Source organism: Trinickia dabaoshanensis (assembly GCF_002879885.1).
Taxonomy (GTDB): domain Bacteria; phylum Pseudomonadota; class Gammaproteobacteria; order Burkholderiales; family Burkholderiaceae; genus Trinickia; species Trinickia dabaoshanensis.
Genome location: NZ_PNYA01000009.1, coordinates 81358 through 97538, shown reverse-complemented (window position 1 = coordinate 97538; position 16181 = coordinate 81358). Strand labels below are relative to the sequence as shown.

Genomic DNA, 16181 nt, shown 5'->3' with positions numbered 1-16181 from the left:
CCTTCGCTTCGGATGCCGGTCCGCCATCCGAGGAGCGCATCTCATTCGGCCGGCCGAATTCCCTGCCGCGCTTCATTTCGTAGTTCTAACCATTCCCCGCTTTATCCGTCGCGCGCAACCTAGCAGGCTCGACGGGTTCGCCGGCGACCGCGTTCGATTAAATTAGCTCGAACGAGATAAATGTTTCTTTTCGGGAGAAAGCCACAGCCGGCCCGCGGCCGGGCCTCGCCGCGCGGTCCCACTTCTTGTTCGCTATGCTCCCGCTCCCGTTTTCGCGGCGCCGACGGTGTGCGTCGCGTAACCGAATGTCGGCTTTCCCGCCGGCATCCCGCAGGAGGTTTCCTGCATCTCAATAATTAGGACTGCGAAATGGACGATATCTTGGCTTACTTCGAAGCTCCCGCAACCGCGCTCTTGCCCGTGAAGATGGGCGGTTGGTAATCCGATCGCATCGACGTAGGTAAGGAAAGAAGAAGGGGGGGCAACCCCCTTCCAAATGGAGAACCGCATGCAGCTACTGTCAGGCCGGTCGCTCGTCAAATTCGATCGCCAGTTTCCGATCTACAACTTCTTTTTCCCGAACCAGGGCAAGGCGCGCGCGACCGACCCGGTGCCGCTCATATGGGCCGAGGCGGCGCGCCACGTCCGCTCGCGCGCCTTGTATTTCCACATTCCGTTTTGCGACACGATTTGCAATTTTTGTCCTTTTACGCGAGGGCGCTACTCGAACCGTACCGTCATCGACGAATACGTCGAGGCGTTGATCGCCGAAATTCGGCTCAAGGCCGATCTGATCGATTTGAAGCAAGTACCGGTCGCAGCGATCTTTTTCGGGGGCGGCACGCCGAGTTTGCTCGATCCCGAGCAGATCGCCCGCATCGGCGCGCTGATTCGGGAGACGTTCGACCTTTCGCAACTGCGCGAATTCTCGTTCGAGGTCGAGGTGAAGAGCCTCACGCCGGAACGCGCGCAAGCCATGCGCGAGATCGGCGTGACGCATCCGCGCTTCGGCTTGCAGACCTTCTCCCCCAAATGGCGCGATATGTTCGATCTGACCGCGTCGCTCGATCAAATCGGCGCCGCCGCAGCACTGCTCAAACAGCGCTTCCCTCATCAAACGTTCGATATCTTGTACGGCATGAGCGGGCAGGACGAGGACGAACTCATGGCCGACTTGCAAGCGGCGGTCGCGCTCGGAACGACGAACGTGGACATCTACCCGATCGATAACGTCGTGACGCAAGTGGGGCTGCACGAAAAGCTCGCACGCGCCGGCGCCGCGCCCACATCGGCGATGCGCAAGTTCGCCATGAATCTGCTCGTCGACCAAACCATGCGCCATGCGGGCTTCATGCCGCACAACGGTCACGGCTACGTTCGCACCGGCGCGAGCGCCGGCGCCGACGTGGTGACCGACGTGTATCGCTTTGTCTATCACGAGCACGTGTACGGCTATCATGATTACGACCTGATGGGCTTCGGCGTCAACGCGATCAGCTCGACGAAGGGGCATGTCATGACCCAGACGCATAACAAGAAGATCTACCGCGAAGCGATCTCGCAAGGCCGGATTCCCGGTGAAGCGAGTATGCACGAGGGAGCGTTGGACTATGCGCGCCCGATCGTGCTGAGATTGCCCTACCACGGCCGCATCGAGAAGCACCGGGTACGCTGGGATGCCGTGCATCCCGAGGTGCTCGAAAAACTGGAATGTCTGAAGCAGGAGGCGCTCGTGACCGAAGACGATACGAGCCTCTCGCTCACTAAACTCGGATGGTACTGGTACGTGAATCTGATGTATTTCTTGATGCCGCGTGCGGACCAACTGCTCATGAACGGCATGGTCATCGACCACCTCAAAGATCGTGGCCGCCGTTTCTCGAAGCGCGAACTCCTGTTTCCGATCATCCCTGTCGCCGCGGCTTAGGAGTGACGATGTTCGCCATGCTGCGCAAGGAACGCCGGTTCTCCGTGCTGTTGACGGGGCATCTGCTGTCGCAAGTCGGCGACGGCGTTCACGAGTTCGTTTTCATCATTACGGTTTTGCACGTCACGCACGCGAACGTGGCGGCATCCGGCGCCGTCTATTTCTTTCGATTCATCCCTTACGTGCTGTTGGGCCCGCTTGGCGGCGCGCTGTCCGATCGCTGGCCGCGCCGCTCGCTGATGATCTTCGCCGATCTTGCGCGGATGACGATCACGCTCGTGCTGTGCGGGCTGCTTTCGACGCGCAGTCTGGGTGTCGGCGGACTCGCTGTTATCGGCATGGCGATGACGGCGCTTCGAACGGTATTTCAGCCGGCGTTCCAGGGTGCCATCCCGTCGCTCGTGCGTACCGAGCATCTGCCGGCGGCGAATGGGGCCACGCAAACCGTCGCGGAGTTGGGCGGCTTTCTAGGGCCCGCACTCGGCGGCACATTGCTGTATGCGGTGACGAATCCCGGCTATATCCTCGTCATCGATGCGGCGACCTATCTCGTGTCGGCGCTGTGCATCCGGTATGCGATCGGCACGCCGTCGCGGGGCGGGTCCGATGCGCCGGCGCCAGGCGCGGGCTCGATCACCTTGCGCGCGCTTTACCGCGACTTCGCGAGCAACCTCAAGGCGGCGCTCGGGCGGCGCGATCTGTTCGTGAGCATCGGCTACTCCGCGCTTTGTATCTTGTTCGTCGGCGCGGCGTTGCGGGTCCTCATTCCGACGATGCTCAAGGCGGAAGGCTTCGTCGATAGCGTGATCGGCTACGCCATGAGTCTTCTGGCGCTCGGCGCGGTGGCGGGGGCGCTCCTGTGCGGCAATCTCTCGCGCGATTTCAGTACGGCGAGCCTGATGACGTATTGGCGCTGTTACGGGTTCATGTTGGCGCTGTTGCCGCTGTGCGCCGTGAGTGCGGTCGTGACGCTGGCCGGCTGTTTCCTGCTCGGCGCCATCGGCGCGTTCGTCGACGTGGTCTTGCCGACGAACATTCAGCGCTTGTCGACCCAGGAGAACGTCGGCAAAAACTTCAGCCTGTTCTCCACGCTGGCGAACACCGGCGAGGCCATGTCCGGCGCCTTCGCGGGGGCATTGAGCGTCGTGGCTCCCGTGAGCATCGGCATCTCGGTGATCGGGGTGATCGTCGTCGCGGTGGGATACCTCGGCGGGGCACGTTCGGCGGTCCGGCATGGCTGAATTCGAATCGCTTCATCTCGCCTATGGACGCCACGTGCTCGTCGATATCGCCGATACGAGCGCCGACCTGCTCAACGACGGCGACGCGCTGGTTCTCGCCCTGTCGCGTGCAGTGAAGGCGGAAGGCGCGACCGTGCTCGGCACGATCACGCATGCGTTCGAGCCGGTGGGCGTAACGGTGCTTTTGTTGCTGTCCGAATCGCATGTTTCACTCCACACGTATCCGCGCGAAGGACGCGCTTTCTTCGATGCGTTCACCTGCGGGGTGAGGTGCGAACCGATGAACATCTTTCAGCGGTTTGCCGATGAAAGCGCCGTCGGCAGCTATCGCATCATTCGGTGCGAACGAGGCGAATCCGTCACGCGTCCATCGGGTGCGACCCTTACCCATACGAACCCACTTATTCGCGGAATGCGCATATAAAACTCGAGCGGGTCCTGCCGTAATAAGGAGAGTGCGTCCGGGCGCTATTCGACCCGGCGCGGCGCATTTTCTGAAAATTCGTAAGGACCCCAAAATGAATCGACTCGATAGCATGACGGTGCTGAGCAAGCTCTTGCTCGCCTTCGCGGTCGTCATCGGCCTCGGCATGGTCGTCGGCGGCGTCGGCGTGTGGGGGCTTGCCACGATGCACGGCATTGCCACCGATCTCGGTACCTCGCAGATGGATGGCCTGTACGCCATCGAAGAAACCAACAAGTATCGATTGGACGCCGATCTCTCCGGCGCGAACTTAGGCTTTGCGTCGGACGACGCAGGCAAGCAGCGCTTGCAACAGCGCATGGCGGATGCGTTGGTGAACATTCATCAAGACCTCGACCGCTTCGGTCGAACGGTCACGACCGACGAAGGCCGCGCGATCGTCGCCGATGTGCGCGCCAAAGAGCAAGCTTGGGACAAATACATCCGCTATCAAACCGGTGCGGAGCCGCAGCCGTCCGGCATGGACCACGATGCGATGGTGCGTGGGGTCATTGCCGCCAGCGACGAGTTGCGCGGCGCGCTCGAACAGGCGATTCGCTATAAGCACAAGGTAGCGAACGATAGCGTCGCCGAATCGACGGCGCGTTTCGAGTCGATGCGCGCGATCATGTTCGCGTTCATGGCGGCCTCGCTGATCGCGGGCGCGGCGCTCGCATGGCTCATCGCGCGGCGGTTGTCGCGGCAACTGGGCGGTGAGCCCGGCTATGCCGCGCAAATCGCAAGCCGTATCGCGGGCGGCGATTTATCCGTGCGTATCGAGACCCGCGCGGGCGATGCGACGAGCCTGCTGTGGGCCTTGAAGGATATGCGCGACCGGTTGGCCCAAATCGTCGCGCGCATCGGCAATTCGAGCGAGGCCATCGCGGGTGCGTCCGAGCAGTTGGCGCGCGGCAATGCCGATCTGTCCGAACGTACCGAGCAGGAAGCCGCCTCGCTCGAGCAGACGGCGTCCAGCATGGAGGAACTCAGCTCCACGGTGCGGCACAACGCCGACAACGCGCGTCAAGCCAGCACGCTGGCCGGCGCGGCGTCCGAGATCGCCACCAAGAGCGGCAGCCTCGTGGGCGAAGTCGTCGAGACGATGCGCGAGTTGGCGAACGGTTCGAAGCGCATGACCGACATCATCGCGGCGATCGAGGGCATCGCGTTCCAGACGAACATTCTCGCGTTGAACGCAGCCGTCGAAGCGGCGCGTGCGGGCGAGCAAGGACGCGGGTTCGCGGTCGTGGCGGGTGAAGTGCGCTCGCTCGCGCAGCGCAGCGCCGTTTCGGCCAAGGAAATCAAAACCTTGATCGAGGCTTCGACGGCGAGTGTCGATAGCGGCGCGGCGCTGGCGGAGCGCGCGGGCTCCACGATGACCGAGGTCGTGCAAGCCGTGCGGCGCGTGACCGACATCATGGGCGAGATCTCGGCCGCATCCGGCGAACAGAGCAAGGGCATCGAGCAAGTGAGCATCGCCGTGTCGCAGATGGATCGCACGGTCCAGCAAAATGCGGCGCTCGTCGAGGAGGCGGCCGCGGCCGCGAGTTCGATGGCGAGCCAAGCCGGGCAGCTCAAATCGGCCGTCGCCGTCTTTCACCTTGGGCAGTGATGCCGTTGGGGCGATGGCCAGCACCCGCTTAGGGGCGCCGGCGCTTGTCACCGGTTATTGCCGTCCTTAAACTCGCGCGTGATTCCAATGCGCCGCGCCAATGAGGCGGCGCCATTACCACCCCGCGAGAAGGAGCCCAATTAGCATGGCCGAATCCTATTTTCCGCGCTGGCGCCTTGCGCCGCGCGCCGCCGAAGGACGCGTCGTCGCGCCCGACGAGCGCTTGCCATGGCCGCAGACGTTCGCCATGGGCGTCCAACACGTCGTCGCGATGTTCGGCTCGACCGTGCTGGCCCCGCTGCTCATGGGCTTCGATCCGAACCTGTGCATCCTCATGTCGGGCATCGGCACGCTGCTCTTTTTCGTGCTCGTGGGCGGCCGCGTGCCGAGCTACCTCGGCTCCAGCTTTTCGTTCATCGGGCTCGTCATCGCCGTGACCGGGTATGCGGGCCATGGCGCCAATGCGAATATCCCGGTCGCGCTCGGCGGTATCGTCGCGTGCGGCGTGGTCTACGCCATCATCGGCCTCATCGTGGGCGCGGTCGGCACGAAGTGGATCGAGGCGCTCATGCCGCCGGCGGTGACAGGCTCGATCGTGGCCGTCATCGGCCTGAATCTCGCCCCGATCGCCGTAAAGGGCGTAAGCGGTTCGATCTTCGATTCGTGGATGGCGATCGTCACGGTGCTGTGCGTAGGTATCGTCGCGGTATTCGCGCGGGGAATGATGCAACGCCTCCTGATCCTCGTAGGGCTCGTCATCGCCTATGGGATTTATGCCGTCGCCGCCAATGGCATGGGCCTCGGCAAGCCGATCGATTTCTCGATCGTCGGCCAGGCCGCCTGGTTCGGTTTGCCGCATTTCTCGGCGCCGGTGTTCGATCCGCATGCGATGTTGCTGCTCGCGCCGGTATCCGTGATTCTCGTCGCCGAAAACCTCGGGCATATCAAGGCGGTCAGCGCGATGACGGGGCAAAACCTCGACCGCTACATTGGCCGCGCCTTCGTCGGCGACGGTCTCGCGACGATCGTTTCGGGCTTTTCGGGCGGCACGGGCGTGACGACCTACGCCGAAAACATCGGCGTGATGGCCGTGACGAAGATTTATTCGACGCTCGTGTTCGTCGTGGCCGCCGTCATCGCACTCGTGCTCGGGTTCTCGCCGAAATTCGGCGCGTTGATCCAAACGATTCCCGGGCCGGTGCTCGGCGGCGTATCGATCGTCGTGTTCGGTCTCATCGCCGTGACCGGTGCGCGCATCTGGGTGGTCAACAAGGTCGACTTCTCCGATAACCGCAACCTCATCGTCGCGGCCGTCACCCTGGTGATCGGCGCCGGCAATTTCTCGCTGCAGATCGGCGGCTTCGCGCTCGGCGGCATCGGCACGGCGACTTTCGGCGCGATCATCCTGTATGCGCTGCTGCGGCGCGAACTGGCGCGCGGTCCCGTCCTTTGAGCGTCACGCAGGGGCGCGTCGCGTCGCGGTGCACCGCCGTGGTGCGCGCGACGCCGCGCCGCGGCTCGGCGCACCGGCCTCGGCGCGTTCCGTGCACGCGCGTTGCGCCGCGCGCTGCATCGCCCGGTGAGGCTCTTCCATAAAGGGATTGCGCGCAAGCACGGAGCTTGCTTTCGTCTCGGCTACCACTACAGTGAAAAAAGAAAACGAGGGAGCCGTCGATCATGCTTTTTGCCTTTCGCATTCGAAGCCGCTTTAGCAGTCGCAGTCGTTTGGATCGAGACGTTCGAACCGGTCTCGATCGTTGTGCCGGGAGGTCGCCATGGTGACGCCCGTTCGCGAGGACACGGCCGCCGGGCTCGCGCTCGAGTCGGACGTCACATCCGGCCAGCAGCGCTACGCGCTACGCCATCGAGACCTCACGCTCACCAGCGTGTTTCAGCCGATCTTCAGTCTGTCGCACCTGCGAGCCGTGGGTTACGAGGGCTTGCTGCGCGCGCACGACATCTTCGATCGGCCGGTGCCGCCGCTCGATGTGTTCGGCGATGCGGCGCGGCAAGGCGAGTTGCACTATGTGGATCGCCTCGCCCAGTCGCTGCATCTGGAGAACTTCAAGGCATTGAAAGCCGAGCGTGAGTGGCTGTTTTTGAACGTTCACCCCGGCGCATTGGCGGACTCGTATCATGCGGCGGCGTTTCGCGCGCATCTCGAGCGCTTGCAGTTGTCGCCGCGCCGTATCGTGATCGAGTTGCAGGCCGTGCGCGCCGAGGATTTCGATAAGCTCGCCGAGGAGGCGCGCCTGTTCCGAGAGCAAGGCTTCTTGATCGCGCTCGACGATTTCGGCGCAGGCGATTCGAATCTCGAGCGGATCTGGCAACTCGATCCCGACATCGTGAAGGTCGATCGCATGATGCTGTCGCAAGCGGCGCATCGCACCGAAGCGGCGGCGATCCTGCCGGGCTTCGTATCGATGCTGCACGAAGCGGGCAAGCTCGTGCTCATCGAAGGTGTAGAGACGGAGCACGAGGCGCAACTCGCCTTCTCGTGCGATACGGATTTCGTCCAGGGCTTTCACTTCGGACGCCCGAGTCCGGGCACGGCGGACAGCGCCTATGCGGGCGACCGGATCGCGGCGCTGGCGCAGCGGCATCGCGAGCACAGCGCGGCGCGCGAGCGGCTGCGCGCGAACCGGCTCGCGCCGTACTTGCATGCTTTCGGACGGGCCGGCGAGCGGCTGGCGCAAGGCGAGCCGCTCGAGGAAGTGTGCTGGAATTTTCTGGCGCTCGATCATGCGGCGCGCTGCTTTCTACTCGACGAGAATGGCCGGCAGGCCGGGCGCAATGTCGTGCTGCGCGCCGATCGCGCGGGCCATGAAGCGCGCTTTTTACCCGTGGCCGATGCGCAAGGCGCGAACTGGATGCGCCGGCCATATTTCAATGCGGCCATGGAGTCGCCCGACCGCATTCATGCGACCAAGCCCTACCTGTCGATCAACGAAGCGCTACCTTGCGTAACGCTGTCGATGGCCGTGCGTATCGGCGAACGCCTTTGCGTACTGTGCGGCGATATCGACTGGCTCAACGAGCCCGAAAGCTGAGCCTGGCCGCACCGAAGCGCCGCCGGGTCCCTCCGGCGGTGGCTTGATCTGTCCGTCTGCGCGCCTATCATCTGGGTAGGCGCGATCGGCATCCCGTCTTCCGACTGCGCGCGGCGCGCGTATTGCTACCTGCGATATGCGCGCCGCGCCCCCTCGATGCTTGCTGCGGCACCGGCCGAGACGCGCTCTCATTGAAAAAAAAGCAAAAGGAGCACAGACATGATGGTTCGGCATTCGCCGCTAGCGGCGCTCATTCTCGCGGTATCGACGGTCGCGATCGCCCCGGGCGCTGCGCATGCGCAAGACCAAGGCACGATCAAGATCGGTGTACCCGCGCCGCTTTCGGGCAGCTACTCGCGGGCCGGCAAGGACATTTTGAACGGCGCGCAACTCGCGGCCGCCGATATCAATGCGAAGGGCGGCGTGCTCGGCAAGAAAATCGAACTCGTGAGCGAAGACGACAAGTGCGATGCGGACGCCGCGGCCACCGCCGCGCAAGCGCTCGTTCAAAAAGGCGTGGTGGCCGTGGCGGGCGGCTATTGCTCGAGCGCGGCGTTGCCCGAGTTGCGCGTGTTTCACGGCGCGGGTCTGGCCTTTGTCATGGATGCCTCGACGAACCCCGAGTTGACCGAAAAAGGCTGGAGCGAAGCGTTTCGAACGATCGGCCGGGACGATGAGCAAGGCCCGTTCGCCGCGAAGTTCATGAAAGAAGTGTTGCATGCGAAATCCGTTGCCGTCGTCAACGACAACACCACCTATTCGAAGGGCTTGGCCGAGAACACGGTTCAGGCGTTGAAGAAAGAGGGCGTCGAGGTGGTGTATGACGACGCGGTGACGCCGGGACAAATGGACTATGCCGAGGTGGCGAAGAACGTCGGCGCGCTCAAGCCGGATGTCGTCTACTACACCGGCTACTATCCCGAGGCCGCGCTGATCGCGAAGGACGTGAGGCAATTGAAATTGCCCGTCAAATACGTGATGGGCGGAGACGGGACGACCGATCCGACGTTGATACGATCGGCCGGTTCGGCCGCCAAAGGGATGATCTGCACCACGGCGCCGCTGCCGCAGTTTTTGAGCGGCGCCAAGGCGCGGCGTTTCGTTGCCGACTACAAGAAGGCCTATGGCGCCGATGCGGTTCCCGGACCGTACTCGATCTACGAGTACGATGCGGTGTCGGTGACGGCCAAGGCGATTGCCGCGGCCAACTCGACGAAGCGCGAGGATATCGTGGCCGCCTTGCACAAGGTGTCGGGTTTCAAGGGCGCGACGGGCGACATCACGTTTAACGAGAAGGGCGACCGCAGCAAGGCGGTTTATATGGCCGTGATTGCGGACGGTCCGGACTTCAAGGCTTACCGCGAGCTCGACGCCAACGGAAACTGGGTGACGCCGAAGTAAGCGGCTTCGACACGAAGCGGGTCGCGCCGTATAAAAGCGCGACCCGCCTTCGATCGAGTGCCGCGAGGCGGCTTACTTGGCGAGCACGACGGGAATGCCGCGCAGCGAACCGGCACCTTTCATTTCGTCGAGGGCTTGCTGCACGGCCGCGCTCGTGGCCGCCTCCAGGCCTAGCCGCGTCGCGGCCTCGCGCTCGGCGCGTTTGACGCCGGCGAGGTTGCGCAGCTTGACGTGACCGTAGCCGCGCACCTTCGCGTGCAGCGCGGCAAGCGCGGCCACGTCGTCGGCATTGACGGCATCGAGCAGCGCAAGGGCGCGTAGCATCGTCGCCTCGTAGTCGTTCGCGAGCGCGCGCTCCATGCGGCGCTCGACGGTGCGGCCGAACGGATCGAGCGCCGTGCCGCGCAAACCGCGCCATTTCGCGAGCATGCCGAGCACCGGCCACATCCATGCGCCGAACGTCTTCTTGCTCGGGACTTGACCTGCGCGGGCTTTCGAGAGCGCAGGCGGGGCGAGATTGAATTTCACCGTGAAGTCCTTGCCGGCGGTGCCTTCGAACTGGGCCTCCAGCGCGGCGCGCAAGGCGCCGTCGGTGTGCAGCCGTGCCACCTCGTATTCGTCCTTGACCGCCAACAATCGATAGAACGTGGCCGCCACGGCGCGGGCGACGTTCGCGCCGGCTACCCGGCGATCGGCCTCGCGTGCGGCGTTGACGAGCGCGCGATAGCGCTCGACGTAACGCGCGCCGCCGTACGCGGCAAGACGCGTCTCACGATCCGCGATCAGCGCATCGAGGTCGAGGGCCGCTTCCGGCTGCTCGCCGGTTGCCCGTGCCGTACGCGCGGCATGGCGTTCGGCCCATAGGGCTTCGAGCGCATCGGGTGCGCCGGCTGCGAGACGGCCGACCGCGAAGGCCAGTTTGTTCATCGGCACCGCGACGTTGTTCAACTCGATCGCGCGCATCAGGGCTGCGTGCGAGACGGGCACGAGACCGAGTTGCCAGGCGAAGCCGAGCATGAGGATGTTCGCGCCGATCGTGTCGCCGAGGAACTTGGCGGCGAGTGCCTGCGCGTCGCAGCTCGACATGCGTTCGGCACCGGCGGCGTGGCGCATCTTGTCCACGAGCGCGTCGGCGTGCAGGTCGGCGTCGGGGTTGCCGACAAACGAGGCGTTCGGGATCGCATGCGTGTTGACGACGATGCGCGTGCGGCCGTGGCGCACCGTTTGCAGCGCGTCGGCGCTGGCGCCCACGACCATGTCGCAAGCGAGCAGCACGTCGGCTTGCTGCGTGTCGATGCGCACTTGATTGAGCCATTCGTCGCGCGCCGCGAACCGCACGAACGAGAGCACCGAGCCGCCCTTTTGCGCAAAGCCCATGAAGTCGAGCACGGAGGCGCTCTTGCCTTCTAGGTGAGCAGCCATGCTGATCAACGCGCCGACCGTCACGACGCCCGTACCGCCTACGCCCGTGACGAGGATGTCGTACGGTGCCGCATCGAGGCCCGCTTGCGGCACCGGCAGGTTTTGAACGCACCGCTCGAGCGCCGCTTCGTCGAAGGCCGCGCCCGCTGCTTTCTTCAGCTTGCCGCCTTCGATCGTGACGAAGCTCGGGCAAAAGCCGTTGACGCAGGAGAAGTCCTTGTTGCACGACGATTGATCGATACGGCGCTTGCGTCCGAGCGGCGTTTCGATGGGTTCCACGGAAAGGCAATTCGATTGCACGCCGCAGTCGCCGCAGCCTTCACAGACTTGCTCGTTGATGAAAAGGCGCTTGTCCGGGTCGGGGAATTCGCCTTTTTTGCGGCGGCGGCGTTTCTCGGCGGCGCATGTTTGATCGTAGATGAGCACCGTCACCCCCGATGTTTCGCGCAACTCGCGTTGGACGGCGTCGAGTTCGCGCCGATGATGGAACGTGGTGCCCTTCGGGAACAGGCCGTGATGGCCGTCGTACTTCTCGGGCTCGTCCGATACGACCACGAAACGCGAGACGCCTTCGGCTTCTACTTGCCGGGCGATTTGCGGCACGGAGATGCTGCCGTCCACGGGCTGCCCGCCCGTCATGGCGACGGCGTCGTTATAGAGAATCTTGTAGGTGATGTTCGTTTTCGCGGCTACGGCTTGCCGGATCGCGAGGATGCCCGAATGGAAGTAGGTGCCGTCGCCGAGGTTTTGAAAGACGTGCCGGGTCTTGGTGAACATCGAATGCGACGCCCAGTCCACGCCCTCGCCGCCCATTTGAATGAGGCCTGTCGTGCCCCGATCCATCCACGAGGCCATGAAATGGCAGCCGATCCCGGCATGGGCGATCGAGCCCTCGGGCACTTTGGTGGACGTGTTGTGCGGGCAGCCCGAGCAGAAGTACGGCGTGCGGCGCACACTGTCGGCGGCGTTCGACAAGATAGTAGGCGCGACGAGATCGACGACGCGCTCGCGCCGGTCGAGCGCAGGCTTATGGCGCGCGAGCCATTCGGCGAATACCGGCAACACGCGTGAGGGGCGCAGCTCGCCGAGCGCGGAGAGCAGCGGGGCGCCTTGCGCGTCGTGCTTGCCGATCACGGCGGGGCGCGCTTGCGCGGCGCGGTTGTACAGATGGTCTTTGATCTGCTGCTCGATGACGGGGCCTTTCTCCTCGATCACGAGTACTTCTTTCAGGCCTTCGACGAACGTATCGAGGCGCGTCGTCTCGAGCGGGAACGAGAGTCCGACCTTGTAGATGCGCACGCCGGCCGCATCGAGATCGGCGACCGTCAGATCGAGCCGCCGCAGCGCTTCCATCAAATCGAGGTGGGCCTTGCCGCAGGTGACGATGCCGACGTCGGCGCGCGGGCTCGCCGCCACCCATTTGTCGATGCTGTTCGTGCGGGCGAATAGGCGCACGGCTTCGAGCTTTGCCGCGAGGCGCGCTTCGATGGTGAGGCTCGGCAGATCGGGCCAGCGGTTATGCAGGCCGCCGGGTGGCGGCGCGAAATCGCCGGGGACGGGCCAGTGCGTCGTCAGTGCATCGAGATCGACGGTGGAACCCGATTCGACCGTCTCCGAGATGGCCTTGAAGCCGACCCAGGCACCCGAAAAGCGCGAGAGTGCGTAGCCGTAGGCGCCGAACTCGAGCATGTCTGCGATATTCGACGGGTTCACGATCGGCATGTGCCAGGCCATCATCGCGAAATCGCTTTGATGCGGCATCGAGGACGACACGCAACCATGATCGTCGCCCGCGACCACCAGTACGCCGCCATGCGGCGACGAGCCATAGGCATTGCCGTGTTTCAAGGCGTCGCCGGCGCGATCCACGCCGGGACCCTTGCCGTACCACATGGCGAATACGCCGTCGACGGTGCGTTCGGGATCGGCTTCGACGCGCTGCGTGCCGAGTACGGCGGTGCCGCCGAGCTCTTCGTTGATGGCGGGCAGGAAGCGCACATCGGCCGCATCGAGCAGCTTTTTGGCTTTCCACATCTGCTGATCGACCATGCCGAGGGGCGAGCCGCGGTAGCCGCTCACGAATCCGGCCGTGTTCAAGCCTTGCGCGCGGTCGAGATCGCGCTGCGCGAGCAAGATGCGCACGAGCGCCTGGGTGCCGGTGAGGAAGATCCGGCCGCGCGTGGCGGACAGATTGTCGGTGAGCTTGTACTCGGATAGAGCAGGCGTGCCGTCGATGGGCAGGCGGGCGGTCATGGTTGTGTCTCCTTCATCCCTTTTTTACCCCTTGCGATGTCGACGGCGGGCCGATGACGATATGACGCGGCTCGGGGTTGCGAAGGATCTATTCTTTCGCTTCGGAGGGGGAGGATTTTTGCTATCTGACCTGCACCGGCCAGTGGGCGAGGTGATTTATGCGCGCAAGGGACGAGATCGGAGGGAAACCTTTCTCGGTAGTGGCGCTGCGTGTGCCGCTATGTCGCGTGCGGCGCGGATTTCCGCGCATTGCGCACCGCGAAGCCGGCTTCCGCGCGTTTCCAATCGGTCCATGTCGCACGGACCCGACTGAGATTGACGAGCCATGTTTCCAACGGTCCGTGAATCCATGACACCAGCTTTAGCCCGTTTGTGTAGACGGTATCGACGTCCGGCGCTAGCCAAAGGACGGGCTCATGGTGAAATGCTCGATTACGCACGTCTCGGAGCGTATTGACGTGGGCCGAAATGGTCCGAAGTTGCCGCTCCGGCTTAGGGCAGTGCGGAAACGCTTTGCGAAGCGGGGACCGCAGGCTATGTTGAAACTCTACATTCAGTAGCGTTGCCCAGAAGCCGAAAGTGAGTTCCGCGACAACTTTATCGGCTGTCGCAGGCTCCCGGCGGCGCCGGAGCTTCGAATAGGCCGCTTGAACGCGGTCGAATTGCCCCTGGTGGGCCCGGTTGCCGGCCCACGAATCCCACCAGTCGGCTCGTCCGAAATGGGCGCTCAGTTGCCTATGCATTGAATTTCTAAGGGCGATCTCAACGGTGGAGAAAAATGGAGTTAACGACTCACTGATCCATAGGTTGTGCAAGTATGCCGTCATCGCTTGCGACTCGTCGCTTCGGTACCTAGACTTGTAACGCCCTACGCGCGCGGGCGAGAACGCCGTTTCGAAATCGTTCCAATTCATGCTTGTTTTGTCGGCTCGTAGCCGGCTGACGGAGAAGGTGCATTGTTATCGGTCCTGGGCGTACACGGACGGTCTAGCGAAAAAATCAGATATACTGGCTAGGCAGCCCTACCCATCCCTCTCCCGGACCCACGTGCCGGTGTACGGATCTAGGTCAGTCTGTGGCCCTGAGTTCGCGGGTCACACCCAATCTCGAAAAGGACGCCGCTTTTTTGCGCGCGTCTTTTTTTTGCCCTTCCGCGCACGCCTATTGCACGCCATTCGAATTCCTGCGAACAATGGCGGACATTTCCCGCGGAGAAACCGAATGGAACGTCCGAGCTTTATCCGGCACTGGACCGAACTCGAGGGCGAAGACAACGCCCATTACAGGAACGACACCGAACTCATGGCGATCGGCGCACCGCTCGCGGCGAAGCTCGGGCTCACGCGTATCGGCATTCATCACGTGCGTTTGTTGCCCGGGCGCCGGACCTCGTACCCGCATGCCGAGAGCGCGGAGGAGGAGTTCGTTTTCGTGCTCGAAGGTACGCCCGACGCCTGGATAGACGGGCACTTGCACCGGTTGGCGCCCGGCGACGCCGTCGGTTTTCCCGCCGGGACGGGCATCTGCCATACGTTCATCAACAACACGGAAAGCGAGGTGCGGTTGATCGTGGTGGGTGAGCCGGCCAAGGCCGAGAACCGCATTCGCTACCCGCGGAACGAGGCCCACGAGGCGACGCGGCCCGACCGTTGGCTCGATTGGCCCGAACGCGAGATGGGCGCGCACGACGGCTTGCCCGATCTCGTGCGAAAAGCTCGCTCGGCCGGCAAGGGCGGAGAGTAGCCGCTAGCCGCACCGTGGCGAAAAAGGGCCCGGCCGATTAGCCCAAGTCGCTCGACGCCCCGCCCGATTCGCCGAGCGGCTGCAGCGTATCGAACTTCGAATAGTCGATGTGCGTGACGCCTTCCTCGTCGTCGCGCAGCAAATCGGCGAAGCGATGCCGCCAGCGGATATCTTCGTGGCCCCACGTATGGCGTCCGTACATGGTTTGCGTCGTCCACTCGTCGGCGCCTTCGATCATCAGCATCAACGAAGCTTCGCAGGCGGCCAGGCTTTCGGCCGTCTCGCCGTACAGCGGGCTCGATTCGTCGATCACGTGCATGAGGTTCCAGCCGAGCATGAAGATCGGATGCTGTTCGCGCACCAGCTTCAGATCGATGATTCGCCACAGCGTGTAACCTTCCGGCTTCGTCTCGTGGCGCATCAGCCGCAACCGCGCTTTCGCTTCGACGATGACGTTTTGCCGCGCGTTCGCGGCGCGCAACATGAGCGTGGGGCGTCCGTCGAGCGGACATACCACGGCGTTGCGCGAAAAGATGATGCGCGAGCGCGGCCTCGAAAAGCGCACGAAGATCAGGCCCGTGGCCAACGCGATGCTCGACATCCCCGTGAAGATTTCAAGCGAGGCGACCGCATGCGCATAGACCGTCTGCGGATGCATGTCGCCATAGCCGACCGTCGCGAGCGTCTCGACGCTGAAAAAGAACGCGCCTAGAAAACCGTCTGGCGATTGATTCGCGATGGGTGCGTGGCCCAGCGAATACAACACGGCAAAGAAAGCGTTCAATAGAACGAAGAAACCGGCGAGCGAGGCGAAGAACACCGGCCACCGGGCCGTCAGCGCGCGGTGATAGAGATCGAGCCGCGTTCGATCGGGCATACCGTGCGTGACGATGGTGCCCGAGCCCGTGCGTAGAAGACGGCCGCCCTTGCCGCCGGGCGCGCGGCGCTTCGGCGCGAGCCGCCGATGCGGCGAACGCGGCACGCGCGGCGCAGCGTCGCTCTTCGCGGAGTCGTCGAGGTCCGGCAGGTCGGAGAACGGGGGCGTCTTGGAGTGCATTTCGGCGGCGCG

General features: G+C 63.8%; 10 protein-coding genes. 8 read left to right on the top strand and 2 right to left on the bottom strand.

Annotation, left to right across the window (positions count from 1 at the left end; all coding sequences use genetic code 11):
* Positions 1 to 508 precede the first annotated feature (508 nt).
* The 7 genes from C0Z18_RS11625 (at position 509) to C0Z18_RS11590 (ending at position 9694) form a co-directional block, all read left to right on the top strand.
* Positions 509 to 1927, top strand: coding sequence for a coproporphyrinogen-III oxidase family protein (locus tag C0Z18_RS11625; protein WP_102645685.1), 1419 nt, complete (start codon positions 509 to 511; stop codon positions 1925 to 1927).
* A gap of 8 nt (positions 1928 to 1935) precedes the next feature.
* Positions 1936 to 3168: an MFS transporter gene (locus tag C0Z18_RS11620; protein WP_102645684.1), complete on the top strand. Its 1233-nt coding sequence runs from the start codon at positions 1936 to 1938 to the stop codon at positions 3166 to 3168.
* Positions 3161 to 3592, top strand: coding sequence for an adenosylmethionine decarboxylase (gene speD / locus C0Z18_RS11615; protein WP_102645568.1), 432 nt, complete (start codon positions 3161 to 3163; stop codon positions 3590 to 3592). The genes C0Z18_RS11620 and speD overlap by 8 nt, the downstream gene beginning before the upstream one ends.
* 94 nt (positions 3593 to 3686) lie before the next feature.
* Positions 3687 to 5243: a methyl-accepting chemotaxis protein gene (locus C0Z18_RS11610; RefSeq protein ID WP_102645567.1), complete on the top strand. Its 1557-nt coding sequence runs from the start codon at positions 3687 to 3689 to the stop codon at positions 5241 to 5243.
* Between the two features lie 145 nt (positions 5244 to 5388).
* On the top strand, positions 5389 to 6696 hold the full coding sequence (locus C0Z18_RS11605; RefSeq protein ID WP_102645566.1) for a solute carrier family 23 protein: 1308 nt from the start codon (positions 5389 to 5391) through the stop codon (positions 6694 to 6696).
* A 322-nt stretch (positions 6697 to 7018) separates the two neighbouring features.
* Entirely contained in the window at positions 7019 to 8293 is a 1275-nt protein-coding gene (locus tag C0Z18_RS11595) for an EAL domain-containing protein (RefSeq protein ID WP_102645564.1), read from the top strand.
* 219 nt (positions 8294 to 8512) lie between these two features.
* Positions 8513 to 9694 (top strand): branched-chain amino acid ABC transporter substrate-binding protein, encoded by a 1182-nt coding sequence (locus C0Z18_RS11590; RefSeq protein ID WP_102645563.1) that lies wholly within the window; start codon positions 8513 to 8515, stop codon positions 9692 to 9694.
* Between the two features lie 72 nt (positions 9695 to 9766).
* Here the strand turns inward: C0Z18_RS11590 and C0Z18_RS11585 are convergent, their stop codons facing one another.
* A complete protein-coding gene (locus tag C0Z18_RS11585) occupies positions 9767 to 13369 on the bottom strand; it encodes an indolepyruvate ferredoxin oxidoreductase family protein (RefSeq protein WP_102645562.1) in 3603 nt (1200 codons plus the stop codon).
* 1221 nt (positions 13370 to 14590) lie between these two features.
* On the opposite strand from C0Z18_RS11585, the gene C0Z18_RS11575 reads away from it, so the two are divergent.
* Complete coding sequence (locus C0Z18_RS11575) at positions 14591 to 15112, top strand: cupin domain-containing protein (RefSeq protein ID WP_102645560.1); 522 nt, start codon at positions 14591 to 14593, stop codon at positions 15110 to 15112.
* A 37-nt stretch (positions 15113 to 15149) separates the two neighbouring features.
* On the opposite strand, the gene C0Z18_RS11570 is transcribed toward C0Z18_RS11575, so the two are convergent.
* Positions 15150 to 16169 (bottom strand): ion channel, encoded by a 1020-nt coding sequence (locus C0Z18_RS11570; protein WP_102645559.1) that lies wholly within the window; start codon positions 16167 to 16169, stop codon positions 15150 to 15152.
* Positions 16170 to 16181 lie beyond the last annotated feature (12 nt).

Coding starts and splice junctions, on each gene's coding strand:
- C0Z18_RS11605 (WP_102645566.1), top strand. CDS start 5,389: ATGGCCGAATCCTATTTTCCGCGCTGGCGCCTTGCGCCGCGCGCCGCC.
- C0Z18_RS11595 (WP_102645564.1), top strand. CDS start 7,019: ATGGTGACGCCCGTTCGCGAGGACACGGCCGCCGGGCTCGCGCTCGAG.
- C0Z18_RS11610 (WP_102645567.1), top strand. CDS start 3,687: ATGAATCGACTCGATAGCATGACGGTGCTGAGCAAGCTCTTGCTCGCC.
- C0Z18_RS11590 (WP_102645563.1), top strand. CDS start 8,513: ATGATGGTTCGGCATTCGCCGCTAGCGGCGCTCATTCTCGCGGTATCG.
- C0Z18_RS11570 (WP_102645559.1), bottom strand. CDS start 16,169: ATGCACTCCAAGACGCCCCCGTTCTCCGACCTGCCGGACCTCGACGAC.
- C0Z18_RS11625 (WP_102645685.1), top strand. CDS start 509: ATGCAGCTACTGTCAGGCCGGTCGCTCGTCAAATTCGATCGCCAGTTT.
- C0Z18_RS11585 (WP_102645562.1), bottom strand. CDS start 13,369: ATGACCGCCCGCCTGCCCATCGACGGCACGCCTGCTCTATCCGAGTAC.
- C0Z18_RS11575 (WP_102645560.1), top strand. CDS start 14,591: ATGGAACGTCCGAGCTTTATCCGGCACTGGACCGAACTCGAGGGCGAA.
- C0Z18_RS11620 (WP_102645684.1), top strand. CDS start 1,936: ATGTTCGCCATGCTGCGCAAGGAACGCCGGTTCTCCGTGCTGTTGACG.
- speD (WP_102645568.1), top strand. CDS start 3,161: ATGGCTGAATTCGAATCGCTTCATCTCGCCTATGGACGCCACGTGCTC.